The organism is Halomonas sp. THAF5a (assembly GCF_009363755.1).
In the GTDB taxonomy this organism is placed as follows: domain Bacteria; phylum Pseudomonadota; class Gammaproteobacteria; order Pseudomonadales; family Halomonadaceae; genus Halomonas.
The window spans coordinates 1,220,291-1,236,960 of sequence record NZ_CP045417.1; the positions used below are offsets into that span (position 1 = coordinate 1,220,291).

Below are 16,670 nucleotides of genomic sequence, written 5' to 3' on the forward strand. Positions count from 1 at the left end.
TGAACCTCACTCGGTGGCGTCGGCGAGTGGCGGGGGCGTGGCGGGCTGGCGCCGTTCCACCAGGCGACGCATGCCCACGTAGAACAGCGGGGTCAGCAACAGCCCGAACAGGGTCACGCCGATCATGCCGTAGAAGACGGCGACGCCCATGGCCTGGCGCATCTCGCTGCCGGCGCCGCCGGCGAGCATCAGCGGGATGACGCCGGCGGTGAAGGCCACCGAGGTCATCAGGATCGGGCGCAGGCGCAGGCGGCAGGCGGTCAGCACGGCCTCGACCCGCGACTGTCCCGAGAGTTGCTGCTCGCGGGCGAACTCGACCAGCAGGATGGCGTTCTTGCAGGCCAGCGCCACCAGCACGATCAGCCCGACGCGGGTGAAGATGTTGTTGTCGCCGCCGGTCAGCCAGACGCCGGCCATGGCGGACAGCAGCGTCATCGGCACGATGAGGATGATCGAGAAGGGCAGCGACCAGCTCTCGTACTGGGCCGCCAGCACCAGGAACACCAGCAGCACCACCAGCGGGAAGACATAGATCATGGTGTTGCCGGCCAGCACCTGCTGGTAGGTCACCTCGGTCCACTCGTAGTCCACGCCCGCCGGCAGGGTGTTCGCCAGCACGTCCTCGATCGCCTGCTTGGCCTCGTCGCTCGAGTAGCCGGGCGCCGGCGAGCCGTTGATGTCGGCACTGACGAAGGTGTTGTAGTGCATGACCCGATCGGGTCCAGTGGTCGGGGTGACCTCGACGAAGCTGCCCAGCGGGATCATGCGCCCGTCGTTGCTGCGCACCTTGAGCCGTCGAATCGCCTCGGCGTCGAGGCGGTACTCGGCGTCGGCCTGGGCACGCACCTGGTAGGTGCGTCCGAACTGGTTGATGTCGTTGACGTACAGCGAGCCCAGGTAGACCTGCAGGGTGTCGAAGACCGCGTCCAGGGAGGCGTTCATCACCAGGGCCTGCTCGCGATCCACGTCGACATCGAACTGCGGCACCTGAATGCGATAGCTCGAGTAGACGCCGGTCAGGCGCGGATCCTGGTTGGCGGCATCGACCACGGCCTGGGTGGCATCGAACAGCCCGGTGAAGCCGACGTTGCCGCGATCCTGCAGCTGCAGCTTGAAGCCGCCGGTGGTGCCCAGGCCGAGGATCGGCGGCGGCGGGAAGACCGCCACGTAGGCCTCGTCGATCTGCGCGAACTGGGCATTGAGCCTGGCGGCGATGGCGCTGGCGGAGAGCTCCGGCGATTGGCGATCCGCGAAGTCGTCCAGCGGGGTAAAGACGATCCCGGAGTTCGAGGCGTTGACGAAGCCGTTCACCGAGAGGCCGGGGAAGGCCACGGTGTGGGCGACGCCCGGGGTATCCAGCGCGATCTCCTGCATCTCGCTGATCACCTCGCTGGTGCGGTCCAGGCTGGCCGCATCCGGCAGTTGCGCCATGGCGACCAGGTACTGCTTGTCCTGGGCGGGGATGAAGCCGCCGGGCACCTCCTGGAAGATCTTGCCCGTGAGGCCGAGCAGCGCCACGTAGCCGACGCCGACGATCAGGCCGAAGCGCAGCAGACGACGGATCAGGCCGGTGTAGCCCCGCGACATGGCGGTGAAGGCCCGGTTGAAGGGCGCGAACAGCCAGCGGCCGAACAGCATGTCGATGCCTCGGGTCAGCCAGTCCGGCTTGCTGCCATGGGGCTTGAGCAGCAGGGCCGACAGGGCCGGCGACAGGGTCAGCGAATTGAAGGCCGAGATCAGGGTCGAGATGGTGATGGTCAGGGCGAACTGCTGGTAGAACTGGCCGGTCAGGCCGCTGATGAAGGCCGTGGGCACGAAGACCGCAGTCAGCACCAGGGCGATGGCGATGATCGGGCCGGTGACCTCGCGCATGGCGATCTGGGTCGCCTCGAATGGCGAGTGGCCGAGCTCGATGTTCCGCTCGACGTTCTCCACCACCACGATGGCGTCATCGACCACGATGCCGATGGCCAGCACCAGGCCGAACAGCGACAGCGTGTTGATCGAGACGCCGATCATCTGCATGACGGCGAAGGTGCCGATCAGGGAGACGGGAACGGCGATGAGCGGGATCAGCGAGGCGCGCCAGGTCTGCAGGAACAGCACCACGACGACCACGACCAGCAGCACCGCCTCCAGCAGGGTGTGCACCACCGCCTCGATGGAGCCACGCACGAAGACCGTCGGGTCGTAGGCGATGTCGTATTCCACGCCGTCCGGGAAGGCCTGTTCGGCCTCGGCCATGTAGCCGCGCACCGCATCGGACAGGGCGATGGCGTTGGAGCCGGGGCGCTGGAAGACCGGCATGGCCACGGCGTCCTTGCCATCCAGCTGCGAACGCAGCGCGTACTGATCGGCGCCGAGCTCGACCCGGGCCACGTCGGCGAGGCGCGTGATGCGGCCATCATCGTCGACCGCAATCACGATGTCGCGGAACTCCTCGGGCGATGACAGGCGGCCCTTGACGTTGAGCAGGCGCTGGAACTGGCTTTCGCTGGGGGCCGGCTGGGCACCCAGGCTACCGGCCGCCACCTGCTGGTTCTGCTCGCGCAGGGCCGCGACCACGTCGCCGGCACTGAGGTTGCGGGAGGCGACGGCATCCGGATCGAGCCAGACCCGCATGGCATATTCGCCGGCACCGAACAGCTGAACGTCGCCTACGCCGTCCAGGCGGGCGATGTCGTCCTGCAGGTTGAGGCGCGCGTAGTTGGACAGCCACAGCTGGTCATAGCGGCCATCCGGCGAGGTCAGGTGGACCACCATGGTCAGGTTGGGCGACGATTTCTCCGTCGTCACGCCCAGGGCCTGCACTTCCTGCGGGAGGCGCGGCGTGGCCCGGGCCACCCGGTTCTGGACGTTGACCTGGGCCTGGTCGAGATCGGTGCCCAGGGCAAAGGTCACCGTCAGGGTCAGGTTGCCGTCGGCGGTGGACTGGGAGTCCATGTACAGCATGCCTTCGACCCCGGTGATCTCCTGCTCCAGGGGCGTGGCGACGGTCTTGGCGATGACTTCCGGATTGGCCCCGGGGTAGTTGGCCTTGACCACCACGGTCGGCGGTACCACCTGGGGATACTCCGAGACCGGCAGCTTGAACAGCGCCAGGCTGCCGGCCACCACGATCAGGATCGACAGCACCGCGGCGAAGATCGGACGTCGAATGAAGAAGCTCGAGACGTTCATGACCGCTCCTGCTCCTGACGGTCCTGCTCGGCCATGACGAGCGGGGTTGCCTCTTCGGTCGCCCGCGGGCCCTCCAGCTGTCGGGCCAGCTGCGAGGTGCGTTCGCGCAACCGTTCGAGCGGCGTGCGATCCGGTCCGTCGACGATCTCTGCGGTGACGGCCATGCCGGGCCCGACCTTCGCAGGACCGGCGGCGACCACGGGTTCGCCACCCTGGAGGCCGGAGGTGATCTCGCGCCAGGCGCCGAAGCGGCTGCCGGTGGTGACCCGGCGATAGGCGAGGGCACCGTCTTCCTCGGCCACCAGCACGAAGCGGGCATCCAGGTCCGTGCCGATGGCGCGATCGGGGATCAGCACCCCCTCATGCTGTGAGGCAGCGGTGAGCCTGACGCGAGCAAAGGCACCGGGACGAAGCGAGACATGGTCGGCATCGAAGCGAGCCCGCACCCGCAGGGTGCCGGTCGCCGGGTCGACCCGGTTGTCGATGAAGTCGAGCCGGCCCTCGAAGGCGAAGTCCTCCTGGCCGGCCAGCTGCAGTTCCACCGGCCAGTCCTGATCGGCGGCGAGGCTGGCGAAGGCCCGATTCCAGGTGCGCTCGTCGATATCGAAGTAGGCATCGACCTGCTCGGTGCTGACGAGGGTGGTCAGCACGCTCTGGCCGGCGGTGACCACGTTGCCCTCGGTCAGGTCGGCCCGGGAGACGCGACCGCTGATGGGCGCCGTCACCACGGCATGCTCGAGGTCCAGGCGAGCCCTGTCGAGCTGGGCCTGGAGGGTCGCCACCTGGGCATGTTGCGCCCGGGCGTTGGCGCGACGCGCCTCGGCCTCTTCGCGAGCCATCAGGTTGCGCTGCACAAGCTGTGCGGCGCGATTGGCCTCGCCGTCCACTCTGGCCTGTTCGGCTCGCCCGCGGGCCAGCTGGGCCTCGAGTTCGCGGACTCGGGCCTCGAAGGGCGCGAGGTCGAGGCGTACCAGCGGCTGGCCCTGTTCGACGAGGCTGCCTTCCTCGAACAGCACCTCGTCCACCTGGCCGGTGACACGCGGACGCAGGGTCACCCGCTCGGGGGCCTCGAGCCGCGTGGTATAACGGTACCATTGGGCGATCGGCTGCTTGACGGCCTCGACGACCTCCACGGAAGGCGGCTGGGTGGCCTCGCTCGTCTGTGAAGCGTCGCCCTGGCTCGGCTGGCAGCCTGCCAGCAGGGCGCCGAAGGCGGTCAGCGCCACGAGATACAGGCCCTGGCGCGCCGTGCGACGGGGCCATGAAGGGGGCCGGTTGGCTCCGTTGGGGGAGATGTTGTTAGACATAAGTCGAATCCATTGGGTAATGGACGCTAGTCTAACGATTCATGTCGCCTTGAATTAGACCGGTCGGTCGCACAAGATTGTTGCCAAGAATGCACTCTATGACAGTTTTTGGCCTACCTGGAGGCACCAATGGATATGCCCAGCCGGTTGCTGCTGCTGGTGGAAGTGGCGGAACTCGGCAGCTTCACCGAGGCCGCCAAGCGACGCAAGCTGGACCGCTCCGTGATCTCCAAGCATGTCGCCAGGCTCGAGGAGGAGCTGGGCGTGCGGCTGGTCAACCGCTCGACACGTTCGCTGTCGCTGACCCATGCCGGACGGGCCATGCTGGAGCAGGGGCGCTCGCTGCGCGAATGGATGAGCAATACCCAGACCCTGGCCGAGAATCTCCAGGGGAGCCCGCAGGGTCAGCTGAGGTTCAATGCGCCGGGCCTTCTGGGGACGCGGCTCGGCTTCGAGGCGGTCCGTCGCTTTCGTTCGGCCTATCCCGAGGTCGAGGTGGAAATGATGCTGGAGGATCGCCCGGTCGATCTTATCGGCGAGGGCTTCGATGTGGCCCTTCGCATCGGCGAGCTGGAGGCCTCGAACCTGGTGGCCAGCCCGCTGGCGGCCAATCACGTGATGATCGGGGCCAGCCCCGATTTTCTGCGTCGACACGGGGAGCCGACGAGCCTGTCGGCTCTGTCGAGGCTGCCGGCCCTGACCTGGTCCTCTCACCATGCCGAGGTCGACTATCTGCAGTATCGCGACGCGCAGGGGGCCCTGCAGCAGATCACCCTGAACAGTCAGCTACGCACCAACGAGATCGAGGTCATCAAGCGGGGGATCATCGACGGCCTGGGCATCGGGATCCTGCCGGCCTGCGGGATCGATGACGAGGTGCTCGAGGGGCTGATCGTCCCGGTGATGATCGACCTGCCGCTCGAGCGTTTCGGCATGATCAATCTGCTCTACCCGCATCGTGACGTGCCGTTGCGCACCCGGCTGTTCATGCAGATCGTCAAGGAGCTGGTGGGGGACCCGCCCGTCTGGGAGGCGCGTATTCCGGGGTTTGCCACCATGTATGGCAAGCAGTCGCAGGCCTGACCCGAACATGAGGCCGTCGTTGGCCGGTGTCGTCGAGAAGGGAGAGGCGCCGCCGCATGTCACAGCGACGATCGGGCCGGCGTGTGCCGGCCCGGGTGCGGATGGGGTCAGGCTATCGGGCGCCGTGCGGTTCAGGCGTGGCGCGCCAGCATGGCGTCGAACTTTCCCTTCGACTGCACGCCGGCCAGCGCCTCGACCTTCTCGCCATCCTTGAACAGTGCGATGGTCGGAAGGCCCCGCACGCCATTCTTGGCGGCGAGCTCGGGCGCCTCGTCGACGTTGAGGGCCACCACCTTGAGGCTGTCGCCCCGCTCCTCGGCGATGGTCTCGACGACCGGGTCCAGCATCTTGCAGGGGCCGCACCAGGGGGCCCAGAACTTGACCAGCACGGGCTCGCTGCTCTCGATCACTTCCTGGGTGTAATTGCTCTCGTTGACGACTGTCAGGTTGGCCATGTATCGACTCCTTGGCATCTGGGAGAATGCCGATTGAGGGGGAGGGCGCCTCGAGGGCGCCACGGCTGGACCCACCTTACCTTTCCGGTTTTTTGTTAGCAAGCTCACATTTTATGGCCACGCCACCCCACATAACGCAAGCGCTCCCCCGGGCGGGGGAGCGCTTGATGGGGCGGCCGGTCACGCGAGCGACCGACGGCTTCTACGAGCGGGACTCAGGAAGCATAAGCGCCGGCGGAGTAGGTCAGCTCGTAGCTGTGGCTGTAGATCTCGAGGATGTTGCCGAACGGGTCTTCCATGTAGACCATGCGATACGGCTTCTCGCCGGGGAAGTACTCGCGCACCGGCATGCGCTGCTTGCCGCCGGCGGCGACGATGCGCTCGGCCAGGCCTTCCACGTCCGGGTCCTGGACGCAGAAGTGGAAGACGCCGGTCTTCCAGTACTCGAAGTTGTTCTCCGGATCTTCCTGGTCCTTGAACTCGAACAGCTCGACGCCGACCCGGTCGCCGGTGGACATATGGGCGATGCGGAACGAGCCCCAGCCCGCCCCGAAGACATCGGTGCACATCACGCCGATGGCCGAGTCGTCCTCGACGATGGTGGTCGGCTCCATGATCACGTACCAGCCGAGGACCTCGGTGTAGAACTTGAGGGCGGCCTCGACGTCCGGGACCGAGATGCCGATGTGGGAGAAGGTGCGGGGATAGGCCTGAGTCATGATGACGTCTCCTGCCGTTGGGCGAATGTCAGTGAACGCCTTGCATGCTAGGCGCCGACGGCCATAATCAAAACCACCATGCCGTTATGATCACGATAAGAGATGCTTATGCTACAGCCGCAGTGGCTGCGCACCTTCGAGGCTCTGGTGGAGCTGGGCAACTTCACCCGCGCCGCCGAGCACCTCGACCTGACCCAGGCGGCCGTCAGCCAGCACATCAAGCACCTGGAGCGCCGGCTCGGGCCGCTGTTGCTGCGTCAGTCGCGTAAGCTGGAGCTGACCCCCGCGGGGCATGCGCTACTCGATTATCGCCGGGAGATGCAGGCCGCCGAGCAGCGCCTCGAGCAGCGCCTGGCCGGCGATGATGCCAGCCAGGGCGAGCTGTCACTGATTACCCCGGGCAGTATCGGGCTGGCCATCTACCCCCACCTGCTGGCGCTGCAGCACGAGGCCCCGGGGCTATCGATCCGCCATCGCTTCGCGCCTACCGCGGAGGTGATCGAGGCCGTGCTGGAGAATCGAGCGGAGCTGGGGCTGGCCACCCAGCGCCCGGAGGATCCGCGTCTCGCGGTGTCGCTGTTCGCCCGGGAGCCGCTGGAGCTGGTGGTGCCGGCGGCGGCGAAGGTCGACGGCTGGGAGGATCTGGTGCGCATCGGCTTCATCGATCATCCGGATGGCCATGATATGGCCACCCGGCTGCTGAGCCGCCGCTTCCCGGGGCATCCCGGCGTGCGCCACCTTCCCTGTCGCGGCTTTACCAACCAGATCGGATTGATCCTCGCGCCGGTGGCCCAGGGGCTCGGCTTCAGCGTGCTGCCGCGCTTCGCCCGGGAGGCGTTCGGGGCACCGGAGGCGATCCGCGTCGTCGATGGCGCACCGGAGGTGATGGATAGCCTGTGGCTGTTGCATCGCGCCGAGTGGCCGCTGTCGGCGCGTGCCGACCGCGCCCTGGAGTGGCTCACTGCCCGTCTGGGGAGTGCCCGAGCCGGTTAGCGGCTGGCGGGTCGGCAGCTTGCTCCCCGGTGATGTGCCTCTCGGGGAGCATGGGGCCTCAATCCCAGTCCGGCGCGAAGTCCGGATCGGCGATGCGCTCGCCGCGATCCAGCGCGGCGATGGCCTGCATCTCCTCGTCGCTGAGCGTCAGGTCGAAGGCCGCCAGGTTGCTGCGGATGTTCTTCGCCTTGGTGGAGGAGGGGAAGGTGACGATGTCCTGCGCCTTGAGCCAGGCCAGCGCCACCTGCGCCGGGCTGGCGTCATGGCGCTCGGCGATCTGCTTGAGGGTCACATCCTCCATGACCTTGCCCACCGCCAGCGGCATGAAGGCGGTCACCTCGATGCCGTGCTCCCGGCACTTCTCGATCACCTGGCGGTTCTGCAGGAAGGGGTGCACCTCGACCTGGTTGGTCAGGATCTCGCCGCGCCCGAGAATCGACACGGCACGGTCCAGCTGCGCGCAGGTGAAGTTGGAGACGCCGATGTGGCGCGCCTTGCCGGCCGCCTTGACTTTCTGGAGCGCCGGCAGATAGTCCTCCATGGCGACCTCGTCGTTCGGTGACGGCCAGTGGATGAGCAAGAGATCCACGTAGTCGGTCTTCAGGCGCTCGAGGCTCTCGTCCACGCTCTTTTCCAGGTCGCCCGGTACCAGGCGGTCATGCCACACCTTGGTGGTGAGGAAGATCTCGTCGCGGGCGATGCCGCTGTCGGCCAGTACCTCACCGACCTCGGCTTCGTTTCCATAGAACTGGGCGGTATCGACATGGCGATAGCCCGCCTCCAGTGCCGTGGTCAGGCTGTCTCGCAGGGTGTCGCCCTCGAGACGGAAGGTGCCAAAGCCGGGGTTGGGCAGTGTTGTCGCGGTCATGAAGACTCCTGATCGGGGGAAGTGTTCCTGAGTGCCCTCGGGGGACATCCAGGCCTTCTCGGCATGCTGACGGCCCTTCCCTCCCAAGGAGGGCAGGGCGTGCCGTTAACCTTGGGGGCGAAGGGGCGATGAGACAATGCCGCTCAACGAAAAATATTATCTTGCTAATTGAAAAGGTCCGTCGGCCCGCGAGATCGACAAGGGGCGCGGCACCGTGCCGGACGACGATGCCGCGCCGAGGCCCGAGGGTCGATCCGTTCGGTGGTGATTCCCGTGATCGGTATGCCCAGTCAGGCGAACGAGTGTGTCAGCGAGCCGTCTGTTGCCGTGCCGCTTCGCCCCGTGGCCGAGTGCGTCCCACCGGTGCGCTGATGCAGACCAGGCAGGCCAGGATCAGCACGATGCCCAGCCAGCCGGTGGTCGGCAGGCGCTCGCCGACGATGATCACCGCCAGGCCGGCGGCCACGACCGGTTCGAACAGGGTGATGGTGGTAGCCGTGCTGGCGGGGACCCTCGCCAGGCCATGCCCGAAGCAGAGATAGCCCAGCAGCATGGGCACGAGGGCCATGTAGAGACCGACGGCGGCATTGTTCCAGGAGGCCAGCAGCGGGGCGCCGGTCAGCAGCAGGACCGGCACCAGCAGCAGGCCGCCGATGCCGAAGGTGGCGCCCATGGCGGCGCGCGAGGGGATGCCCTGCTGCATCAGGCGGCGTGCCGTCCAGGAATACAGCGCATAGCTGAGGCCGGCGAGCAGGCCGAGCAGGGTGCCCGGGAGCACGTCGGTCGTCGTGCCCGCCGGGACATGCCCCGCCCCCTCGGCCACGCACAGCAGCAGCATGCCGGACAGCCCGAGCCCGGCGCCGAGCATCCAGCGTGCCCCGAGGCGCAGCCCGTCCAGCCGCGACTCGATCAGCGCCGAGAGCAGGGGAGCCGAGCCGATGGAGACCACCGTGCCGATGGTCACCCCGGCCAGGCGCATGGAGGCATAGAAGGCGAGCGGGTAGATGGCCACGGCGACCGCCCCGATCACGAGCCAGCGCCAGTGGGTCCTGAGCCGAGACCGGTGGTGGCGAATCCTGCCTGCCGAGAGCATCGCCTGCATCAATCCCCCGCCGCCCATGGCGACGGCCCCGATGGCGACCGCTCCGACATCCGGGGCGAAGGTGGCGGCCGTGCCGGTCGTGCCCCACAGCACCGCCGCCACCAGCACGGTCAGGATGCCCAGTAACCGTTCGTTGACCTGCCGTGTCATGCGGCCTCCAGCATGGCCGCTGCCATGGTGCGCGCCTGCCGCAGGCAGTCGCTCTCGCCCTCCAGGCCCGCCCGGGCCATGGCCCCCTCGAGCAGGAAGGCCAGGTGCTGCGCCAGCTGCTGGGCCCGTGCCCGATCGTTAAACAGCGCCTCGAGGTGTTCCGCCAGCAAGGCCTCGACCTGTTCCTTGTGCCGTCGCACCACGGCCCTGCCGGCCGCGCCCGCCGGCAGTTCGGCCGCCGCATTCAGCAGCCCGCAGCCCCGAAAGCCGCGCGAATAGGCGTGCTCGGCATGATCCTCGTAGGCGAGGAAGACGGCCATCACCCTGTCCTGAGGGGTGTGAGCCTGTGCCAGCCGCGTGGCGTAGAGGTCCAGCCATTCGGCATGGCGTACCTCGAGGTAGGTCGCCACCAGCGCGGCCTTCGAGGCGAAGTTGTTATAGAGGCTCTTCTTGGCGACCCCGGCGTGCTTGACGATGGTGTCGATGCCGGTGGCGGTGATGCCGTCGTTGTAGAAGAGCTCGGCGGCCGCATCGATGAGGCGCTGCTGGGCGCTGGCGGGTGCGTTGGGCGATGGGCGGGTCATGGGAGCCTCACTGAACGAGTAGGTAGATCAGTCTACCTACTAGCGCCATGAGGTCAAACGAAACCGCAGCAAGATCTTCGGGCCTCTGGCGTGGCACCCCCTGCCTGAGGTCCGCGCACCATGATAAAAACCAAGCGCTCCCCGGGCAGGGGAGCGCTTGATGGGGCGGCCAGGTCCTGGAGGCTCATGCCTCGCTGTTCAGCGCCTGGGCCAGGGTCTTGCCGAGCTCGGTGGCGGACTGGGGGTTCTGGCCGGTGATCAGGCGGCCATCCTGGACCACGAAGGGCTGGAACATCTCGCCCTCCTGGTAGAGGGCGCCACCTGCGGTCAGCGCATCCTGCAGCAGATAGGGCACCACCTCCGTCAAGCCCACCTCGGCTTCCTCGGCGTTGCTGAAACCTGCCACCCGCTTGCCGTCGATCAGCAGGTTCCCTTGCTCGTCACGCAGGTTCAAAAGGGCCGTCGGTCCATGACAGACGGCCGCCACATAGCCGCCCTGGGCGTAGATGGCCGAGCCGATCTTCTCGATGGCCGGGCTGTCCGGGAAATCCCAGACCGTGCCGTGCCCTCCGGCGAAGAGAATGGCGTCATAGTCGGCAGGGTCGATATCGGCCAGCTTGGCCGTGTTATCCAGCAGTCGGCGCGTTTCCGGAGAGGCCAGAAAGGCGGCATTGATCGGGTCATCGCCTTCCAGGCTCCAGGGATCGATGGGAGCGGCGCCGCCATCGATGCTGGCGAGTTCGACCTCGATGCCGGCAGTGGTCAATTCATGGTGCGGGTGGGTCATCTCCGATAACCACAGGCCGGTCGGCTTGTCCGTGTCGCCCATGACGCTGTGGCTGGTCACCACAATCAAGGCTCTCGGATCGGCATCTGCCATGGCCGACAGCGGTACCAGCATGAGTGCCGCAAGAAGAGACGTAAGCTTTTTCATTTCGGTGACTCCATGACCGTAGTGATGGCCCCTCACGACGGTGGGGGAGTGCGGGGCCTGGACGGGTTGGCGTGACGGGCTGGGTCAGGCGTGGTCCACGCTGGCGACGAAGGCGTCCACCAGGCGTTGCGTGGCCACGGCCCGCTGGCGAGCCTGTTCACGCTCGGGGCTGTTCGGTGTCTGGGCCATGGTCACGAAGTGTTCGACGAGCTGCACCGCCTGGCGCTGGCCCTGAGCGCTTGTGTGGCGCTCGAATTCGTGGGGAGCGGCCATCTCCTGGCGCACCACGAAGCCGGTAGGGTGTTCGGGATGATCGAAGGCGAAGCCGTCCTTCCAGTCGAGCACGTAGTCGTCGAGCTGGATCAGGCCATGCTCGCCGAGGATCGTCAGGTCCATCTGGCAGACGCCGGCGTCGTAGCCGAAATCGAAGGTCGAGGTCTGGCCGTCGGCGAAGACCATCAGGCCGGCTCCTCGGATGACCGCGCCGCTGTCCTTGTCGCGGCGAACCTGCCCGGCGACCCGGACCGGCGCGCCGTGCGGGCGCAGGAACTCGACGATGGCCCGCATGTTGTACCAGCCCATGTCCCCGATGGCGCCGGTGGGCTCCCGGGTGGGATCGAAGCGGATATTGTCCCGGTCCATGAACGGAAAGAAGAAGGAGGTGTTGACGCTGCCGGGATGGCCGAGCCGCGTCCGCTGGGTCTCGATCACCTCCTGGGTGCGCGGGTGATGGGTGAAGTGAGTGGCGTCCATGAAGGCCAGCCCCTTCGCCATGGCGCGCTCGGCCAGCCGCTCGGCGGAGGCCGCATCGAGGAAGGGCTTCTCGCTGATCAGGTGGCGCCCGCTGTCGAGTACCGCCAGGGCGATCTCCTCGCGCACGGCAGTAGGCGTGGCGACATAGACGGCATCGATGCCGTCGGCGGCCAAGAGCTCCTGCCAGGTCTCGAAGACGCGGCCGATGCCGTGCTCGCGGGCGAAGTCGCGGGCGCTCTCGGCGCGACGGCTGGTCACCGCGACCAGGTCGGCCTGCGGCGCGTCCTGGATGGCACGGGCCATGACCCCGGCGATCATGCCGCTACCGATGATGGCGAAGGTGAAGGAGGGGGAGGACGTTGACATGACGGATCTCTCGTGACGTCGGGGGCATGCTCGCCAGAACTGGCCTCGGCATGAGTTGTGCCCATGCTAGATACGGGTGCAGTATTCGTTAACTTGTGTTTTTCGATAACAGGTATTCAAGAAATGAATATTGCGGGGAAGGACCTGAATCTCCTGCTGATCTTTCACGTGCTCTACCAGGAAAAGAGCGTGTCGGCGGCGGCGGAGCGGCTGGCCCTCAGCCAGCCGGCCCTCAGTCACAAGCTCGCCAAGCTGCGTCACGATTTCGCCGACCCGCTCTTCGTGCGTGCCCCGCGCGGGCTGGCCCCCACCCCGCGGGCCCACGAGCTGGCGCCTCGGGTACAGCACCTGGTGGCCGGGATCGAGGGCTTCTTCGACTTCTGCGAGGGGAGCGACTACCTGGCCCGGGACGACCGGGTGCACCTCTACACCACCGACTACATGGAACAGCTGTTGCTGCCGCGCCTGCTGCCGGTGATTCGTCGGGAGGCGCCCCGTTTGCAGCTGGTGACCCACAACACCCGCGGCCGCTTGCCTCGTGCCGAGCTGGAGAGCGGTGAGTGCGACATCGCGATCGCCGGCTTCTATGCGGGGCTTCCCGACAGCTACTACCAGCAGCGCATTCACACCGAGGGGTTCGTGGTACTGGCGGCCCGGGACAATCCGCGGATTGGCGAGACGCTGGATCTGGAGAGCTATCTGGCCTGCGAGCACCTGGTCACCAGCCTGACCGGCGACCTGCACGGTCGCGTCGATCAGAAGCTGGCCGAGATCGGACGCTCGCGGCGGGTGGTGGCTGGGCTGTCGAGCTTCATGGCGCCCCCCCTGCTGGTGGTCGGCAGTGACCTGTTGCTGACCTGCCTGGAGAGCGTCGCGACACATGCCCAGACCCATGTTCCGGGACTCGTGATCCACCCCTGCCCGCTGTCCTTGGGCGGCATCGAGGTGATCCAGACCTGGCATCAGCGGACGCACGAGGATCGCCTGCGGGGTTGGCTGCGTGGACAGATCCAGGCCGCTTTGGAACCGTCCCCGGCAGGGGAGGGTTAGGAGAGCTCTCCCGAGCGGGATGCCGTGCCTGGGCGGCTGTCAGATGACGCGGTCAGGATGACCCGAGTCCGCTGTGCCGGCGATTTCCTCGACCAGGGTGCGCACGGCCGGTGACTCGAGCTCGCCTTGCCCCCCCATCACGCGCCGGTCGGGGTATCAGACGCCAGCGATTGGCTCTTCCCTAGGACCCAGGCGCAGATCAGGCCGAGCAGCGAGGCGAAGCCAATGGTCGTGGGGACGAGTCCCGCGTGCTGAGCGCCGATGCCCGCCAGGATGACCGGGAGACTGAAAGGCAGGTAGCTCAGCAGGAAAAACAGCGAGATGACTCCAGAGCGCTGCTCGATCGGCGCACGAGCCAGCATTGCCTTCTTGGTGCCGAGAAAGCCAGCCCCGAAGCCGATGCCCGACGATACTCCACCCAGCGCCAGTAACGAGGCGTGACCTTTGATGGTGCCCGCGATCATCAGCGACAAGCCGGTGATCATGGCAATACCCGCGATTCTCACGATAACCGCGGTATCTCGATGACGCAGCGCCACGGCCACCAGCCCACCGGTCAACGGCAGCAGGAAGATGAGCACACCACTGCGCCAGGCGGCGTCGCTCGCGAGGACATCGGCGCTCAGCGCCGGCATCAGCGCCAGGTAAAAACCACACAGCGCCCAGCCGGCCATGTTGATAGGCGCAATCCGCCAGATCACGGCTCTGATGCTCTGCGGCACGGCCACAGCAGGCCGCAAGGAGTCCACGGCTCCCGGGCGCGGAACGACTCGCTCGCGATCGAACACGATGGCCATGGCCTGCAGCGAGTAGAGCGCCAGCAGGATTTCGTAGATGCTCTGGAAGGGTGTGGCGCTGCTATCGACCAGCAGACTCGATCCCAGGATCCCCGATGACAACCCCAGCATGGGGCAGGCCACGGCCAGCAGGCCTCCCAGTCGAGTATCGATATCCACCAGCGCCGCCCCGAGGGCACTGGTGGCCAGCCCGGTGGCAACGCCCTGCAGGAGTCTGGCCATCAGCAGTTCCGTCGTGGTGCCGGCCTCGTGGAAGACCCACATGGAAATACCTTGCAGCAGCAGGGCCGCCACGATGACGGGCCGGCGGCCGATGAAGTCGGACAGAGCACCGGTGATCAACAGCGTCGCCAGCAGGGCGAGGGCGTAGACCGCAAAGATCACGGTCAGCATGGTGTCGGAGAACCCCAGGGTCTGCTGGTACAGCGGGTAGAGGGGAGTGGGAGCACTGGCGGCGGCGAGCAGTCCGAAGAGCGTGCTCGCGTAGAGCAGCAGGAGCCCCATGGCACGTGGGGAGCCCGAGGGCAGCGCATCGCTGTGCGACCGAGTTAATGGCATACTGCGCTCCTTCTAACGCAAAAATTTCGCGTTAGCGTATTCGCCACTCGGCACTAACGCAAATATTTTGCGTTAATGAGTGCGAGCATTCGACCGATCCGGTCGTCGTAAGGGCGATGGGCTGGCGGAGCAGAGTCGATCCATGGTGTTTCAAGGACCAACGAAGGCAAGACGAAAGGATGACGGATAAGGTGATGGCGCGCCCCGGGGGGAGGAGCGCCCGTATACAGCAAGCCGTGCATGAGGCGGTGCGCCGCCTGCAGGCACAGTCCGATAGCCTGAGCGTCCCTCTGGTGGCCAGGACCGCGGGAGTGACGCCGTCGACGATCTATCGGCGCTGGGGGACCCTCAACGAGCTGCTGGCGGATGTCGCGCTGGCGCGTCTGCGCCCCGATGCGGTGCCCAAGGACACCGGCACCCTCAGGCAGGATCTGGTGCTGTTTGCCAGCCACTATCTCGAAGAGATGACCTCCGTCCCGGGTCGACAGATGTTGCGCGACATCATGGCCAGCAGTGATCCCACCGGACGGGAGCGCTGTTATCGCTATGCGCGCGAGTGCCTGGAGCATATTGTCGAGCGCGCCGCTTCTCGCTCCAGGCCGGAGGAGGTCCTGGAAATGGGCCCAGAGCGGCTGTTGGAGCGCCTGACGGACCGCTTGCTGGCGCCGCTGTTCTACCGTGTCATCTATGACGCACGGGGCGTCGGCGAGGCTCAGCTGGAGACCTGGATCGACGAGGCGCTAGCGGCAAGAGACGCCTGAGGCGGATACGGCCTCGATGGGGCTACCCTCCGATGTGTTTGCCCTTGTCGTAGCGGCTGTGTCCCAGGCCATCGGGGCGCGTGAATGGCCTTCCCTGGCCATTCCGTCGCGGTGGCGGGCTGGTTCGACTCTCCCTTCGACACCGCGCTCGTCACGCTCCTGCTCCCCGATCACGCCCTTGTCGGGGCTCCGGGGCTCAATCCCAGTCCGGCGCGAAGTCCGGATCGGCGATGCGCTCGCCGCGATCCAGCTCGGCGATGGTCTGCATCTCCTCATCGCTGAGCGTCAGGTCGAAGGCCGCCAGGTTGCTGCGGATGTTCTTCGCCTTGGTGGAGGAGGGGAAGGTCACGATGTCCTGCGCCTTGAGCCAGGCCAGCGCCACCTGCGCCGGGCTGGCGTCATGGCGCTCGGCGATCTGGTTGAGGGTCGCATCCTCCATGACCTTGCCCACCGCCAGCGGCATGAAGGCGGTCACCTCGATGCCGTGCTCCCGGCACTTCTCGATCACCTGGCGGTTCTGCAGGAAGGGGTGCACCTCGACCTGGTTGGTCAGGATCTCGCCGCGCCCGAGAATCGACACGGCACGGTCCAGCTGCGCGCAGGTGAAGTTGGAGACGCCGATGTGGCGCGCCTTGCCTGCCGCCTTGACCTTCTGGAGCGCCGGCAGATAGTCCTCCATGGCGACCTCGTCGTTCGGTGACGGCCAGTGGATGAGCAAGAGATCCACGTAGTCGGTCTTCAGGCGCTCGAGGCTCTCGTCCACGCTCTTTTCCAGGTCGCCCGGCACCAGGCGGTCATACCACACCTTGGTGGTGAGGAAGATCTCGTCACGGGCGATGCCGCTGTCGGCCAGGACGTTACCGACTTCGGCTTCGTTCCCGTAGATCTGGGCGGTATCGACATGGCGATAGCCCGCCTCCAGTGCCGTGGATAGGCTGTCTCGCAGGGTGTCGCCCTCGAGGCGGAAGGTGCCAAAACCCGGGTTGGGCATCGTCGTCATCATGCTCTCC

General features: G+C 66.7%; 15 protein-coding genes. 4 read left to right on the forward strand and 11 right to left on the reverse strand.

Going from position 1 to position 16,670, the window contains the following annotated elements; genetic code table 11:
- Positions 1 to 6 precede the first annotated feature (6 nt).
- Both FIU83_RS05470 and FIU83_RS05475 read right to left on the reverse strand, forming a co-directional pair.
- The gene (locus FIU83_RS05470) at positions 7 to 3,180 is read right to left on the reverse strand and encodes an efflux RND transporter permease subunit (protein ID WP_152483115.1); all 3,174 of its coding nucleotides are present in this window, start codon (positions 3,178 to 3,180) and stop codon (positions 7 to 9) included.
- Positions 3,177 to 4,487 (reverse strand): efflux RND transporter periplasmic adaptor subunit, encoded by a 1,311-nt coding sequence (locus FIU83_RS05475; RefSeq protein ID WP_152483116.1) that lies wholly within the window; start codon positions 4,485 to 4,487, stop codon positions 3,177 to 3,179. The genes FIU83_RS05470 and FIU83_RS05475 overlap by 4 nt, the downstream gene beginning before the upstream one ends.
- A 129-nt stretch (positions 4,488 to 4,616) precedes the next feature.
- Here FIU83_RS05475 and FIU83_RS05480 point away from each other — a divergent pair, with 129 nt between their 5' ends.
- Entirely contained in the window at positions 4,617 to 5,570 is a 954-nt protein-coding gene (locus FIU83_RS05480) for a LysR family transcriptional regulator (protein WP_152483117.1), read from the forward strand.
- Between the two features lie 131 nt (positions 5,571 to 5,701).
- Here the strand turns inward: FIU83_RS05480 and trxA are convergent, their stop codons facing one another.
- Complete coding sequence (trxA, locus tag FIU83_RS05485; protein ID WP_152483118.1) at positions 5,702 to 6,025, reverse strand: thioredoxin; 324 nt, start codon at positions 6,023 to 6,025, stop codon at positions 5,702 to 5,704.
- Positions 6,026 to 6,240: 215 nt separating this feature from the next.
- Positions 6,241 to 6,744, reverse strand: coding sequence for a lactoylglutathione lyase family protein (locus tag FIU83_RS05490; RefSeq protein ID WP_152483119.1), 504 nt, complete (start codon positions 6,742 to 6,744; stop codon positions 6,241 to 6,243).
- Positions 6,745 to 6,852: 108 nt separating this feature from the next.
- Between FIU83_RS05490 and FIU83_RS05495 the strand changes: the two genes are divergently transcribed.
- Complete coding sequence (locus FIU83_RS05495) at positions 6,853 to 7,737, forward strand: LysR family transcriptional regulator (protein ID WP_152483120.1); 885 nt, start codon at positions 6,853 to 6,855, stop codon at positions 7,735 to 7,737.
- Positions 7,738 to 7,795: 58 nt separating this feature from the next.
- Here FIU83_RS05495 and dkgB (FIU83_RS05500) read toward each other — a convergent pair whose 3' ends face one another.
- From dkgB (FIU83_RS05500) to FIU83_RS05520, 5 genes are all read right to left on the reverse strand, one after another.
- A complete protein-coding gene (gene dkgB / locus FIU83_RS05500) occupies positions 7,796 to 8,605 on the reverse strand; it encodes a 2,5-didehydrogluconate reductase DkgB (protein WP_152483121.1) in 810 nt (269 codons plus the stop codon).
- 307 nt (positions 8,606 to 8,912) lie between these two features.
- Positions 8,913 to 9,857, reverse strand: coding sequence for a DMT family transporter (locus FIU83_RS05505; protein WP_152483122.1), 945 nt, complete (start codon positions 9,855 to 9,857; stop codon positions 8,913 to 8,915).
- Positions 9,854 to 10,441, reverse strand: coding sequence for a TetR/AcrR family transcriptional regulator (locus tag FIU83_RS05510; RefSeq protein ID WP_152483123.1), 588 nt, complete (start codon positions 10,439 to 10,441; stop codon positions 9,854 to 9,856). The genes FIU83_RS05505 and FIU83_RS05510 overlap by 4 nt, the downstream gene beginning before the upstream one ends.
- A 184-nt stretch (positions 10,442 to 10,625) precedes the next feature.
- Positions 10,626 to 11,375 (reverse strand): type 1 glutamine amidotransferase domain-containing protein, encoded by a 750-nt coding sequence (locus tag FIU83_RS05515; protein WP_253939548.1) that lies wholly within the window; start codon positions 11,373 to 11,375, stop codon positions 10,626 to 10,628.
- An 84-nt stretch (positions 11,376 to 11,459) separates the two neighbouring features.
- On the reverse strand, positions 11,460 to 12,494 hold the full coding sequence (locus FIU83_RS05520) for a Gfo/Idh/MocA family protein (protein ID WP_152483124.1): 1,035 nt from the start codon (positions 12,492 to 12,494) through the stop codon (positions 11,460 to 11,462).
- A 123-nt stretch (positions 12,495 to 12,617) separates the two neighbouring features.
- Between FIU83_RS05520 and FIU83_RS05525 the strand changes: the two genes are divergently transcribed.
- Positions 12,618 to 13,544 carry a LysR family transcriptional regulator gene (locus FIU83_RS05525; protein WP_152483125.1) on the forward strand — a complete coding sequence of 309 codons (927 nt, stop codon included), beginning with the start codon at positions 12,618 to 12,620 and terminating at the stop codon, positions 13,542 to 13,544.
- A 137-nt stretch (positions 13,545 to 13,681) separates the two neighbouring features.
- On the opposite strand, the gene FIU83_RS05530 is transcribed toward FIU83_RS05525, so the two are convergent.
- Positions 13,682 to 14,845 (reverse strand): MFS transporter, encoded by a 1,164-nt coding sequence (locus tag FIU83_RS05530; protein WP_172976030.1) that lies wholly within the window; start codon positions 14,843 to 14,845, stop codon positions 13,682 to 13,684.
- 233 nt (positions 14,846 to 15,078) lie between these two features.
- On the opposite strand from FIU83_RS05530, the gene FIU83_RS05535 reads away from it, so the two are divergent.
- Entirely contained in the window at positions 15,079 to 15,660 is a 582-nt protein-coding gene (locus tag FIU83_RS05535) for a TetR/AcrR family transcriptional regulator (RefSeq protein ID WP_152483127.1), read from the forward strand.
- A gap of 196 nt (positions 15,661 to 15,856) precedes the next feature.
- On the opposite strand, the gene dkgB (FIU83_RS05540) is transcribed toward FIU83_RS05535, so the two are convergent.
- Complete coding sequence (gene dkgB / locus FIU83_RS05540) at positions 15,857 to 16,663, reverse strand: 2,5-didehydrogluconate reductase DkgB (RefSeq protein WP_172976031.1); 807 nt, start codon at positions 16,661 to 16,663, stop codon at positions 15,857 to 15,859.
- Positions 16,664 to 16,670: the final 7 nt, after the last annotated feature.